This window comes from Enterococcus thailandicus (assembly GCF_001886265.1).
Lineage (GTDB): Bacteria > Bacillota > Bacilli > Lactobacillales > Enterococcaceae > Enterococcus_B > Enterococcus_B thailandicus.
Genome location: NZ_JXLE01000005.1, coordinates 113,752 through 126,354 on the forward strand (window position 1 = coordinate 113,752; position 12,603 = coordinate 126,354).

Annotated in this window: 12 protein-coding genes; 11 read left to right on the plus strand and 1 reads right to left on the minus strand. The window is 37.3% G+C overall.

The features are described 5' to 3' along the window. The first annotated feature begins 180 nt into the window (after positions 1-180). Positions 181-888: a GntR family transcriptional regulator gene (locus RV17_RS04985; RefSeq protein WP_067483789.1), complete on the plus strand. Its 708-nt coding sequence runs from the start codon at positions 181-183 to the stop codon at positions 886-888. A 44-nt stretch (positions 889-932) separates the two neighbouring features. Here the strand turns inward: RV17_RS04985 and RV17_RS04990 are convergent, their stop codons facing one another. After that, positions 933-1,580, minus strand: coding sequence for a YigZ family protein (locus RV17_RS04990; RefSeq protein ID WP_067483791.1), 648 nt, complete (start codon positions 1,578-1,580; stop codon positions 933-935). A 131-nt stretch (positions 1,581-1,711) separates the two neighbouring features. Between RV17_RS04990 and RV17_RS04995 the strand changes: the two genes are divergently transcribed. The 10 genes from RV17_RS04995 (at position 1,712) to cls (ending at position 12,520) form a co-directional block, all read left to right on the plus strand. Continuing rightward, entirely contained in the window at positions 1,712-1,999 is a 288-nt protein-coding gene (locus tag RV17_RS04995) for a DUF7662 domain-containing protein (RefSeq protein WP_067483793.1), read from the plus strand. A gap of 107 nt (positions 2,000-2,106) precedes the next feature. Further along, positions 2,107-2,430, plus strand: a complete 324-nt coding sequence (locus tag RV17_RS05000; RefSeq protein ID WP_067483795.1) for a PTS sugar transporter subunit IIB — start codon at positions 2,107-2,109, stop codon at positions 2,428-2,430. 88 nt (positions 2,431-2,518) lie between these two features. Beyond that, on the plus strand, positions 2,519-3,835 hold the full coding sequence (locus tag RV17_RS05005) for an ATP-dependent helicase ComFA (RefSeq protein ID WP_071868687.1): 1,317 nt from the start codon (positions 2,519-2,521) through the stop codon (positions 3,833-3,835). Next, on the plus strand, positions 3,832-4,539 hold the full coding sequence (locus tag RV17_RS05010; protein ID WP_071868688.1) for a ComF family protein: 708 nt from the start codon (positions 3,832-3,834) through the stop codon (positions 4,537-4,539). The genes RV17_RS05005 and RV17_RS05010 overlap by 4 nt, the downstream gene beginning before the upstream one ends. 137 nt (positions 4,540-4,676) lie before the next feature. Further along, a complete protein-coding gene (gene hpf, locus RV17_RS05015; RefSeq protein WP_067483801.1) occupies positions 4,677-5,231 on the plus strand; it encodes a ribosome hibernation-promoting factor, HPF/YfiA family in 555 nt (184 codons plus the stop codon). A 207-nt stretch (positions 5,232-5,438) separates the two neighbouring features. Further along, positions 5,439-7,973, plus strand: a complete 2,535-nt coding sequence (gene secA / locus RV17_RS05020; protein ID WP_071868689.1) for a preprotein translocase subunit SecA — start codon at positions 5,439-5,441, stop codon at positions 7,971-7,973. 150 nt (positions 7,974-8,123) lie between these two features. Next, positions 8,124-9,225 (plus strand): peptide chain release factor 2 gene (prfB, locus tag RV17_RS05025; RefSeq protein ID WP_179189241.1). Its coding sequence is split into 2 segments (ribosomal slippage): positions 8,124-8,195 and positions 8,197-9,225, totalling 1,101 coding nucleotides; the frame shifts between segments, so codons are not numbered across the junction. A 110-nt stretch (positions 9,226-9,335) separates the two neighbouring features. After that, entirely contained in the window at positions 9,336-10,022 is a 687-nt protein-coding gene (gene ftsE / locus RV17_RS05030) for a cell division ATP-binding protein FtsE (RefSeq protein WP_067483807.1), read from the plus strand. Further along, the gene (gene ftsX / locus RV17_RS05035) at positions 10,015-10,899 is read left to right on the plus strand and encodes a permease-like cell division protein FtsX (RefSeq protein WP_067483808.1); all 885 of its coding nucleotides are present in this window, start codon (positions 10,015-10,017) and stop codon (positions 10,897-10,899) included. Before ftsE ends, ftsX begins: the two co-directional genes overlap by 8 nt. 172 nt (positions 10,900-11,071) lie before the next feature. Next, complete coding sequence (gene cls, locus RV17_RS05040; RefSeq protein ID WP_067483809.1) at positions 11,072-12,520, plus strand: cardiolipin synthase; 1,449 nt, start codon at positions 11,072-11,074, stop codon at positions 12,518-12,520. Positions 12,521-12,603: the final 83 nt, after the last annotated feature.

Below are 12,603 nucleotides of genomic sequence, written 5' to 3' on the forward strand. Positions count from 1 at the left end.
CAACTTAACTGTACCAAAAATAAAAGAGGAAAGAGTAGGTTTAAAACTTACTTTTTCCTCTTTTTCTTAAGGAAAACAAGCTGAATGGTTTCAATTACCTAACGGAGAAAATCCTTTTTTTGTTGAGAATCAGGTATATACCAGTTATAATAAAGAAAACGAAAGGAAGGATGAAATCAGATGTCAAATCAGTTACCCGTATATATACAAATTCATGATCAATTAAAAAATGAGATTGAACAAGGGGTCTGGAAAATCGGTGACCGCCTTCCCTCTGAAAGAGAATTGGCTGTGAAATTTAATGTGAGTCGAATGACTTTGCGCCAAGCAATCCAAAATTTAGCAGATGAAGGGATCTTAGAGAGAAAAATTGGTTCTGGGACTTATGTTGCGCGTGAAAAAGTTCAAGAGAAAATGTCTGGAACAACTAGTTTCACCGAAATTATGGAGTCACAAAATCGAGTACCTTCTAGTCGAACGGTTTCTTATTTCTTAACATCACCTAGTTCAAGTGAGATGGAAAAATTACAATTAGAGAAAGAGGACGTGATTCTTCGAATGGAGCGCATTCGTTATGCAGATAACGTGCCAATCTGTTTTGAAGTTGCTAGTATTCCACAGAAAATCATTGACGGCTATAGCAAATCAGAAATTACAGAATCTTTGTATCGAACGTTAGAAGAAAAAGGTGGAAAGAAAATTGGGCATGCAAACCAAACGATTTCTGCTATGTTAGCTTCAGAACAGATTTCTGAATACTTAGAAGTCAAACGTGGGGACGCAGTTCTACGATTACGACAAGTTTCTTATTTTGAAGAAGGAACACCGTTTGAATACGTACGTACGCAATATGTTGGTAACCGATTTGAATTTTACCTAGAAAAATAAAACAAGCTGAAACAATTCGTTGTTTCAGCTTGTTTTATTTTTGCTTATTTTTTATTTAGTGTGATGAGTTTTTCGTGATAAGAAATTGGTCCTTTTTCAAAAGTGACTTGTCCATTCAATAGTTCAGTGACAGTTGCTTTAAACTGTGAGATGTCTGTTTCATCAACCATACAAACAACAATTACTTGATCAGTATAACGAGTTTCCTTGACAGTCACTTGTTGTAGCTCAAGAAAATTTTCTAGCTTTCCTAATTGAGGATAGGTAATGGCAACGGCGAGTTCTTGTTGTAAGGTACCTTCAACAATACCAACCTCAGTTAGACCGTGAGAAACAGCCTGTGTGTAAGCACGAATCAGTCCACCAGCACCTAATTTGATACCACCAAAATAACGTGTGACAACGGCAACGACATTGATGAGTTCATTCTTTTTTAAAACTTCAAGCATGGGGATGCCAGCTGTTCCGCTTGGCTCTCCGTCATCACTACTGCGTTGAATCTCACTTTTGTCACCAATGACAAAAGCACTACAGTTATGATTTGCTTTCCAGTGTTCCTTCTTGACTGCTTGGATAAACGTTTTGGCTTCTTCTTCAGTCGTCACGCGTTTAAAGGAACAAATAAATCGGGATTTTTTTATTTCAATTTCACTTTGGCCATCTTCTTTGACCGTTAGATAACGTTCAATCATTGTTTTACCTCATTTCAAATGAAGAGTTACTTTCTTTAGTATATGAAAAATCTTTTGATGTTTCAACTTCCGAAATGGTTGCGCAAATGCTGGACTATGCGATAATAAAGGAAAGGTAGGTGAAGTTGGGAATGAAAGAACGTGTGAAAAAATATGATGCTATAACCCACTACATAAAAAATAATGGTGGTTCGCAAATTACTTTGACGTTTACTCAAATGGATGAGTTGTTATTTCCTAACAGTGGGCTTCCAAAGTCTGCCAGACAGACGACGGATTGGTGGGCAAATGATTACCGTCATCCGGAAAAAGGTGCTTACGGTTGGTTGAATGCAGGGTATGAAGTTGTTGTTGTTAATTTGGCAAAGGAATATATCGTGTTCAATCAATTAGTAAAATCAAGTTGGTTATTCGATTAGTTAACCGTATTCAGAAAACGTTGACAATTGTTATCTTTTAGCTATAATAGGTTCATAGGGACGAGAAAGCGGTTACGTTCCTTGGCTTAGAAAAGGGGAGATTAACAATGTCAAAAAAAACAATTATGCTTGTCTGTTCAGCTGGTATGAGTACGAGCTTATTAGTAACTAAAATGGAAAAGGCTGCGGAAGCACAAGGGTTAGATACAGACATCTTTGCAGTATCAGCTTCTGATGCAGATAATCATTTAGCAAGCAAAGACGTTGATGTTTTATTATTAGGCCCACAAGTTCGCTTTATGAAAGGCGATTTTGAGAAGCGCGTTGAGCCAAAAGGAATTCCATTAGATATCATCAACATGGCTGATTACGGTATGATGAATGGTGAAAAAGTGTTACAACAAGCTTTGACATTAATTGGTGATAAATAAAGAGTACTGACGAATTAAAAAGTGTGAGGTTTTTTCATTTTGAAAATGCCTCGCACTTTTTTTGCGTATCTTTTTTTAGGGAAGCAAAATGCCATATAAAACAGTTTGGGGAAGGCGACTATTAACGAGAGAAGTCGCCCAACTACCAAAAGAAATACTGAATCAAGCCACCTATCAACGAATTGCAGGTATAGTAAAACAAAATAAACAGATTGTTTGTCAACGATGTGGAAGAACTACGCAGCAACAAGAAGCCAAGCTAAATGAAGAAGACTATTATTGCCCACATTGTTTGCTTTTGGGGCGAAACGATACGACCCAAGAATTATGGCTGTTTGAACAGCCATCACTGTTTCCACGCCAAATAGTTTTTACTTGGGAGCAAACATTGACGACAGAACAAGCCAAAATCGCTCATCGTTTGACTACGCAGGTAACGGATCATCATTTAATCTGGGCAGTGACCGGTGCTGGTAAAACAGAAATCCTGTATCCACTTCTGCAATTGTTGCTAGCAACTGGGAAACGAGTTGCGATTGCTTCACCGCGGGTGGACGTGTGCCAGGAACTATGGCTACGTTTTACTGCAGTTTTTCCAGAAGAAAAAATCATTTTACTTCATGGAAAACTGCAGATTCCCTATGCGTTTAGTTCCTTCGTTATTTGTACGACTCATCAGTTGTATCGTTTTTACCATGCGTTTGATTTGCTAGTGGTTGATGAAATTGATGCGTTTCCTTATGTTAACGATCAAGGACTTCGGTATGCAACAGAAACAGCAAAGAAACCTGAGGGACAATTGATTTATTTGACGGCAACACCGGATGAACGTCTGTTAAAAGATATCAAACGAACGTTTCAGATTCATTACTTACCTCTGCGTTTTCATCAACGATTGTTACCTGAGCCTCGACTCATTTTCTGGAATAATTGGCGCCGATGCTTAAACAAACGAAAAAAAATGGAACCATTAATCAAAGCAATCCAAAAACTAGTAAAAAAAAATCATGTCTTATTGTTTTGTCCAAGTATTGAGTTGATGAATGAGTTGCAAATGAAATTAGCAGAGTGGTTACCAACAATTAAAATTTCATCTGTATCTTCAAAAGATGAAAAGCGTCCAGAGAAAGTACAAGCGATGCGGCAGCAAAAATATGATGTGCTTTTAACTACTATGATTCTTGAACGAGGTGTTACCTTCGAAAATATTTCAGTTATTGTTTTAGGGGCAGAACATGAAGTTTTTACGAAATCTTCATTGGTCCAAATTGCTGGTCGAGCTGATCGCAAGGGAGAATTCAGTAATAGTCAAGTCTGTTTCTTTTATCATGAAAAAACGAGTGCAATCAAAAAAGCGGTGAAAGAAATCAAAAGGATGAACAAAGCGGGGAAACTCTTACAATGAAATGCTGCTATTGTCAAAAATCAATCATTAAAAATTTAACCATTAAGGAACTTCTTCAACCGAAAAAATCGAGTGAACTTTGTTGGCAATGTGCCAAACTATTTACTCCTTTGTCCACAGTAAACAGTTGTGATGGTTGCCAAAAAAGTTTGTTAGAGAGTGAGAAACAATTTGCACAAAGTCAAAAAACATTTTGCACGGATTGTCTTTACTGGAAAAATCGTTACCCGACATATGATTTTTGCCATAGAAGTTTTTTTCAATATGATGAAGCGATGCAAGCTTGGTTCCAACAATACAAGTTTATTGGAGATGTTCGCTTGGCTAAAACGTTTGAAAAGCAGTGGCAAAGTTTACCAAAAAGATTTCCGGATTATCTTTTTTGTCCGATTCCATTATCAAATGAGCGGTTGGCACAACGTGGATTTAATCAAGTGAGTCAGATGTTGACCGAGGCTAGGGTGACTTTTCAGTCATTGCTTGAACGAGTCAAACATCAGTCGACTCAAACACAACATTCTCGGGAAGAAAGACTGGCAATGCCTCAGCCGTTCGCTTTAGGTGTTGAGCCGGAGCAAATCAAGCAATGTAAAATTTTATTGATTGATGATGTGTATACAACAGGACAGACGTTATTTCATGCTGCGGCTTGTCTTGCAGAGCATCAACCAACTAAAATTCGGACGTTTTCTTTAGCACGATAAAAGAAAAACTAAAAAATACGTGAAATTGGTAGCGATTTAGTTTGCAAATAGATTAGAGTTCGATATAATATAAATAAGAAGAGGGAAAGAGTGGTCCTTCTCCTTCTTGATTGTGGTAGACGAAAGGGGTAATTTTTATGTTTAGATATAATGTACGCGGCGAAAATATCGAAGTAACTGAAGCGATTCGTGACTATGTTGAAAAAAAAGTAGGCAAGTTAGAACGTTATTTCAGTGATGCACCCGATGCTACAGCCCATGTAAACTTAAAAGTTTATACTGAAAAAACAGCAAAAGTGGAAGTAACGATTCCATTACCTTATCTTGTATTACGTGCGGAAGAAACTTCACCAGATTTATATGCAAGTATTGATTTGGTTGTTGATAAATTAGAACGTCAAATTCGCAAATTTAAAACAAAAATCAACCGCAAATCTCGTGAAACGGGCATGAATACTGCAAGTGCTGCAGTGTTATTCAATGAAGAAAATGGTGAAGGCGAAAACGAATCTGAATTAGATATCGTTCGTACAAAACGTTTGTCATTGAAACCAATGGATAGTGAAGAAGCTGTCTTACAAATGAATATGTTAGGACACAATTTCTTTATCTTTGAAGATGCTGAAACCAATGGTACAAGTATCGTTTACCGTCGTAAAGATGGAAAATACGGTTTAATTGAAACTGACTAAAAATAACTATTTTTTAAACCCTTGTGGTGTCTGATTAGATACCACAAGGTTTTTTTTACATAAAGAAGCTGTATTTTTATTAAGAATAAAGAAGTTCAGAGAATAATATAGCTAAGATATTTCAATTATCTATAAGTAATGATAAAATGGATAGGAGAGTCTACATAAGCGAGATGGATACTGCAGAAAAAGGAGATTATACAACGAATGGCCAATTTTATACGTTCAATCATTGAAAATGATAAAAAAGAACTAAAACGTTTAGATAGCATTGCTAAAAAAGTTGAATTACACGCTGATAAAATGGCAGCTTTAACTGATGAGCAATTACAAGCAAAAACTGATGAATTTAAAGGTAGATATCAAAAAGGTGAAACTTTGGACCAACTATTGCCAGAAGCGTTCGCCGTTGTTCGCGAAGCAGCGAAACGTGTCTTGGGCTTATACCCTTATCACGTCCAATTGATGGGTGGGATCGTTCTTCATGATGGGAACATTCCAGAAATGCGTACTGGTGAAGGTAAAACGTTAACTGCGACTATGCCAGTGTATTTAAATGCATTGTCAGGTGAAGGGGTACACGTTGTTACAGTAAATGAATATTTAGCAACCCGTGACTCAACTGAAATGGGAGAACTTTATAACTTTTTGGGACTTAGCGTTGGTTTGAATATCAATTCTAAATCAGCTGATGAAAAACGTGAAGCGTATAACTGTGATATTACTTATAGTACAAATAATGAATTAGGATTTGACTATTTGCGTGACAACATGGTTGTTTATCGTAATCAAATGGTTCAACGACCATTGAACTATGCGATTGTCGATGAAGTGGATTCAATTTTGATTGATGAAGCAAGAACACCATTGATTATTTCAGGACAAGCAGAAAAATCAACTGCTTTATACACAAGAACAGATAACTTCGTTAAACGTTTGAAGGAAGAAGAAGATTATAAAATCGATGTTCAATCAAAAACCATTGGGCTAACTGAAGCGGGAATCGAAAAAGCAGAGGAAACTTTTGGATTAGAAAACTTATATGATCTTGAAAATACTGCTTTGACACATCACTTAGATCAAGCATTGCGTGCTAACTACATCATGTTACTTGATATTGATTATGTGGTTCAAGACGGAAAAGTCATGATCGTTGACCAATTTACTGGTCGTATCATGGATGGACGTCGTTACTCTGATGGGCTTCACCAAGCAATCGAAGCAAAAGAAGGCGTGGAAATCGAAGACGAAACAAAAACAATGGCTTCAATCACATTCCAAAACTATTTCCGTATGTACAAAAAACTTTCTGGGATGACTGGTACTGCGAAAACAGAAGAAGAAGAATTCAGAGAAATCTATAACATTCAAGTTATTCAAATTCCAACGAATCGCCCAGTTATTCGTGATGACCGTGCAGATTTACTTTATCCAACATTGGAAAGTAAATTCCACGCAGTTGTTCAGGATATCAAAGACCGTTATCGTAAAGGACAACCAGTCTTGGTAGGTACAGTTGCGGTTGAAACATCTGAATTACTATCAGATATGTTGAACCGTGAACGGATTCCACATGAAGTATTGAATGCTAAAAATCACTTTAAAGAAGCTGAAATTATTATGAATGCTGGTCAAAAAGGTGCAGTTACGATTGCTACCAATATGGCTGGTCGTGGGACAGATATCAAGCTAGGTCTTGGTGTACGTGAATTAGGTGGTTTAGCTGTTATTGGTACAGAACGTCATGAATCTCGTCGTATCGATAATCAGTTACGTGGACGTGCTGGACGTCAAGGAGACCCAGGTATGTCACAATTTTATCTTTCATTAGAAGATGATTTGATGAAACGTTTTGGTTCAGAACGAATCAAAGCTTTCTTGGATCGGATGAAAATTGGGGATGAAGATGCGGTTATCCAAAGTAAGATGCTAACGAAGCAAGTTGAGTCTGCTCAAAAACGCGTAGAAGGAAATAACTATGATACGCGTAAAAATGTCTTACAATATGACGATGTGATGCGTGAACAACGTGAAGTAATCTATAAACAACGTCAAGATGTAATCATGGAAGAAAATAGTTTGTCTCAACCATTGATGAATATGGTCAAACGAACAATTAGTCGAGTAGTAGATGCACACACACAACTAGAAAAAGAAAACTGGAACCTTGAAGGAATCGTCGATTTTGCGGGGAATGCAATTGTCCACGAAGACAGCATCAGCGTGAAAGATCTTGAAGGAAAAACACCAGATGAAATGAAAGTTTATTTAAATGAGTTAGCACAAGACGTGTTTAATACAAAAGCCAACCATTTAAATGGTCCAGAACAACTCTTAGAATTTGAAAAAGTTGTTATCTTACGTGTGGTTGATTCGAAATGGACAGATCATATTGATGCAATGGATCAATTACGTCAATCAATTGGGTTACGTGCGTATGGACAAAATAATCCGTTAGTTGAATATCAAACAGAAGGATACAAAATGTTTGAAGATATGGTCGGCGCAATTGAATATGAAGTAACTCGTTTATTCATGAAAGCTGAAATTCGCCAAAATGTTCAACGAGAACAAGTTTCTCAAGGTGAAGCTTCACATGCCACCGAAGCAAGTGCGGAAGAAAAAAGTAATACAAGTGCAAAAAAACAACCAGTTCAAGTGAATAAAGTTGGACGAAATGATCCTTGCCCTTGTGGAAGTGGAAAGAAATACAAAAACTGCCACGGAAAAAATGAAGCATAATCATTTTTAAATAGAAAGAAGCTGGTGAGAGAAGTTCTTTTTAGAAAGAATTTGTCTCACCTTCTTTCTGTTATCTTTAGATTCTGGTAGACTAGAAAAAGAAGTGAAAAGAAGACGAAAACGATTGTCCAGAGAAAGAAGGAAGCAAACATGGAAATTTTTGAGATTCGTAATTTGTTAGCTGACATGCAAGAGAAGGTCACAAGCTTTAGGGGGTCTCTTTGACTTAGATCAGCTGGAAGAATCGATTGCACAAGCTGAGTACAAAATGGCTGAACCGGGTTTTTGGGATGACAGTGTTGCTGCGCAACAAGTAATTAATGAAAATAATGCGAATAAAGAAGCTTACGACCAATTTCATTCTTTAGCAGGTGAATTGGAAGAGTTAGAACTTTTGACGGAGTTATTACAAGAAGAACCAGATGCAGAAATGCAAACAGAGCTGGAGACACGGTTACATGCATTAAATGAAAAAATGAATACGTATGAGTTAGCCATGTTACTTGATGGACCGTATGATCGAAACAATGCTATTCTGGAATTACATCCTGGAGCAGGCGGTACGGAATCACAAGATTGGGGCAGCATGTTGTTACGCATGTATACACGTTGGTCAGAACAGCATGGGTATCAAGTGGAAATCTTGGATTACCAAGCGGGAGACGAAGCTGGAATCAAGAGCGTCACTTTGTTAATCAAAGGGCATAATGCATTTGGTTATTTGAAATCTGAAAAAGGTGTTCACCGGTTAGTTCGAATTTCACCGTTTGATTCAGCTAAAAGACGTCATACTTCGTTTTGTTCGGTAGATGTCATGCCTGAACTGGATGAGACAATTGATATTGAGATCAATCCAGATGATTTAAAAATTGATACGTACCGTGCCAGTGGAGCTGGTGGACAACATATCAATAAAACAGAGTCTGCTGTGCGAATCACACATATCCCAACTGGAACGGTGGTTGCAAGCCAAGCACAACGTTCTCAGTTAAAAAATAGAGAGCAAGCTATGGGCATGTTGAAGGCGAAACTTTATCAACTTGAAGTAGAGAAAAAAGAACAAGAAGCTGCAGCTTTACGTGGTGAACAAAAAGAAATTGGCTGGGGTTCACAGATCCGTTCCTATGTATTCCATCCTTATTCAATGGTTAAAGATCACCGCACAAATGCAGAAACTGGGAATGTTCAAGCGGTCATGGACGGTGACTTAGACTTATTTATTGATGCTTATTTAAAAATGCATCTGGTATAACATTAGTGGATTATTATTTAATTGACATAAAATTGTAAAATTTTGCAAGCAACTTGAAACATTGCCATGCTATAATGGCTGAAGACTGAAAAAGATATGGAGAGAATGCCATGATTGAAATGAAGGATGTAATGAAGAAGTACTCCAATGGTACGACTGCCATCCGCAATCTCTCGGTCGTTATCGATCAAGGAGAATTCGTTTATGTAGTTGGACCATCAGGAGCAGGAAAATCTACATTTATCAAATTGATGTACCGAGAAGAAAAAGCAACTAAAGGAACATTGACTATTGCAGGACATGATTTGATGGCTATCAAAAATCGTGAAGTTCCTTATTTACGCAGAGAAATTGGAATCGTCTTCCAAGACTATAAATTATTGCCGCGAAAGACTGTTTATGAAAATGTAGCTTACGCTATGCAAGTAATTGGTCGTAAACCACGTGAAATTAAAAAACGTGTGATGGAAGTTTTGGATTTAGTTGGTTTAAAACATAAAGTACGTGTTTTTCCAAGTGAATTATCTGGTGGGGAACAGCAACGTGTTGCGATTGCGCGCGCGATTGTAAACACACCAAAGGTTTTGATTGCAGATGAACCAACAGGTAACTTAGATCCTGAAAATTCATGGGAAATCATGAAACTTCTTGACCGCATCAATGCACAAGGAACGACAGTTGTTATGGCAACACATAACAGTACGATCGTAAATACAATTCGTCATCGGGTAATCGCCATTGAAAACGGCCGAATTATTCGAGACCAAGCGGAAGGGGAATACGGATACGATGATTAGAACCTTTTTCCGCCACTTATTAGAAAGTATCAAAAGCTTGAAACGTAATGGCTGGATGACTGTTGCCTCAGTTAGTGCGGTAACAATCACTTTAGCACTTGTTGGTATTTTTATGGCTGTTATTATGAATGCAACTAAACTTGCACAAGATATTGAAGGAAACGTAGATGTTTCAGTTTTTGTTGATATTGGTACAAAAGAGGCGGATATCAAAAAATTAGGAACAGAATTAGAAAAGCTTGACCATGTTGAAAAAGTATCTTTTTCAAGTAAAGACCAAGAATTGAAAAAAATCCAAGCAGCAATGGGTGATTCATGGAATTTGTTTGAAGGAGATAGCAATCCTTTATATGATGTATACGTGGTAAGTGCAACAGAACCTTCTTACACCAAAGATGTCTCAAAAGAAGCGGCAAAATTGTCTAACGTTTACCGAGCAGATTACGGTGGCACTTCTTCAGACCGAATCTTTGAAATTGCGGGAGCTGTTCGTACATGGGGATTAGCAGCAGCAGCGTTGCTATTATTTGTTGCTATGTTCTTGATCTCTAACACGATTCGAATTACAATTTTATCTCGTCAAAGAGAGATTCAAATTATGCGATTAGTTGGAGCAAAAAATGGCTATATTCGTTGGCCGTTCTTCTTAGAAGGCGGTTGGATCGGTTTGATTGGAGCAATTATTCCAATGTTGATTTTAACATTTGGTTATCGTGAAATTTTCCAATTGGTTAATCCATCGTTACTACGCTCGAACTATTCCTTGTTGCAACCAGCTGATTTTGTTTGGAAAATCAATGTTTTGATGACTGGTATCGGCGTAATCATTGGTTCTTTAGGATCGACGATCTCAATGAGACGATTCTTGAAAATTTAATCAATCATTCAAAGTAAAAGAACATTGTACTCATGAAAAGTGGGTGCAATGTTTTTTTGTTGTGTCGAAAAGAATACTGAAAAATGGTGGATTGAAGCGTGTTCTTTTTTCTCTTTACTTTAAAAAAAAACTTGGTTATGCTTAGGAGGTTAGAAAATGAAGAGGTGAATCCATGAAGGTGATTGTTGATAATTTTTTTACGATCATTTTGATTGCGAACATTTTATTATCGTTAATCATTGTGTTTCGTGAAAGAAGAGAAACAGCACAGACATGGGCTTGGTTACTTGTGTTGATGTTTATCCCGATTTTAGGATTTATTCTATACATTTTTTTTGGTAGGGGAATTTCAAAAGACAAAATTTTTGATTTGAAGATGCAAGGAAAAATTGGGATGAATTTGGAAATTGAAGAAGATAAACGTGCATTAAAACGTGGATTGTATCCCCATCCACCAACAGGACAAGCCGATGTCAGGCAACTGATTTATATGTTGACTGTTTCAGAAGGAACATTATACACGACGCAAAACGAAGTTACGTTGTTTACAGATGGTCGTGAAAAATTTGATGCGTTGATTGATGATATCAATCATGCACAAAATCATATCCATCTTGAGTATTATATTTATCGAAGTGATGATTTAGGCGTAGAACTGCGAGATGCATTGATTGTTGCAGCACAACGAGGCGTAAAAGTGCGGGTTTTATTAGATGCTTGGGGATCGACGCAGGTTTCACTAAGTTTTTTTGATGAATTAAAGAAAAACGGCGGAGAAGTCGCATTCTTTTTTCCATTATTTGTTCCATACATCAATCCGCGAATCAATTATCGAAATCATCGAAAAATCGTTGTAATTGATGGACAGATTGGGTATACAGGTGGATTTAATGTGGGGAATGAGTACTTAGGTTTGGTCAAAAAATTTGGTTATTGGCGTGATAATCATTTAAGAATTTATGGCGAAGCTGTCTACAGTTTACAAAATCGATTTTTGATGGACTGGAATTCTCAACACACAAATGAAGTCAGCTATTCGCCCAATTTTTTCCCAATGATTGATTCAACAGGGGAGATGGCTGTTCAAATCGTAACCAGCGGGCCGGATTCGGAACACGAACAGATCAAGATGACCTATTTAAAAATGATTTCTTTAGCAAAACGAGAAATTTTGATTCAGACGCCTTATTATATTCCCGATGGTTCGATTCATGAGGCACTCAAGCTAGCTTTGCTGGCAGGCGTCAAAGTTCATTTGCAAATTCCCAATAAACCTGACCATCCATTGGTTTACTGGGCAACTTATTCTTTTGCAGCAGAACTGATTGAGTATGGGGCAATCGTTGAAACCTACGAGAACGGGTTTATTCATGCGAAGACGATGATTATTGATGGTGGTGTCGTTTCAGTTGGATCGGCAAATATTGATGTTCGCTCTTTCCGTTTGGATTTTGAAGTCAATACGCTAGTTTATGATGAACGAATGGCTTCGCAAGTACGTAAAGCATTTTTTGATGACTCAAATGTATCGAAACAATTAACCAGAGAAATTTATGAAAATCGAGGAACGGTAATCAAACTTAAAGAAGGCTTAGCGAGATTAGTCTCACCGTTACTTTAAGAAGAATAAGCAAAAAGGACTTGAAGCATAAATCATTGATTTATGTTCCAGGTCCTTTTTTATCGGGGTCACTTCTGAATAAA

What these genes read in the sequence shown, in the direction of transcription:
- RV17_RS05010 (WP_071868688.1), top strand. Translation starts at nt 3,832, where the DNA reads ATGAAATGCTGCTATTGTCAAAAATCAATCATTAAAAATTTAACCATT.
- secA (WP_071868689.1), top strand. Translation starts at nt 5,439, where the DNA reads ATGGCCAATTTTATACGTTCAATCATTGAAAATGATAAAAAAGAACTA.
- RV17_RS04990 (WP_067483791.1), bottom strand. Translation starts at nt 1,580, where the DNA reads ATGATTGAACGTTATCTAACGGTCAAAGAAGATGGCCAAAGTGAAATT.
- RV17_RS04985 (WP_067483789.1), top strand. Translation starts at nt 181, where the DNA reads ATGTCAAATCAGTTACCCGTATATATACAAATTCATGATCAATTAAAA.
- ftsE (WP_067483807.1), top strand. Translation starts at nt 9,336, where the DNA reads ATGATTGAAATGAAGGATGTAATGAAGAAGTACTCCAATGGTACGACT.
- RV17_RS05005 (WP_071868687.1), top strand. Translation starts at nt 2,519, where the DNA reads ATGCCATATAAAACAGTTTGGGGAAGGCGACTATTAACGAGAGAAGTC.
- RV17_RS05000 (WP_067483795.1), top strand. Translation starts at nt 2,107, where the DNA reads ATGTCAAAAAAAACAATTATGCTTGTCTGTTCAGCTGGTATGAGTACG.
- hpf (WP_067483801.1), top strand. Translation starts at nt 4,677, where the DNA reads ATGTTTAGATATAATGTACGCGGCGAAAATATCGAAGTAACTGAAGCG.
- RV17_RS04995 (WP_067483793.1), top strand. Translation starts at nt 1,712, where the DNA reads ATGAAAGAACGTGTGAAAAAATATGATGCTATAACCCACTACATAAAA.
- ftsX (WP_067483808.1), top strand. Translation starts at nt 10,015, where the DNA reads ATGATTAGAACCTTTTTCCGCCACTTATTAGAAAGTATCAAAAGCTTG.
- cls (WP_067483809.1), top strand. Translation starts at nt 11,072, where the DNA reads ATGAAGGTGATTGTTGATAATTTTTTTACGATCATTTTGATTGCGAAC.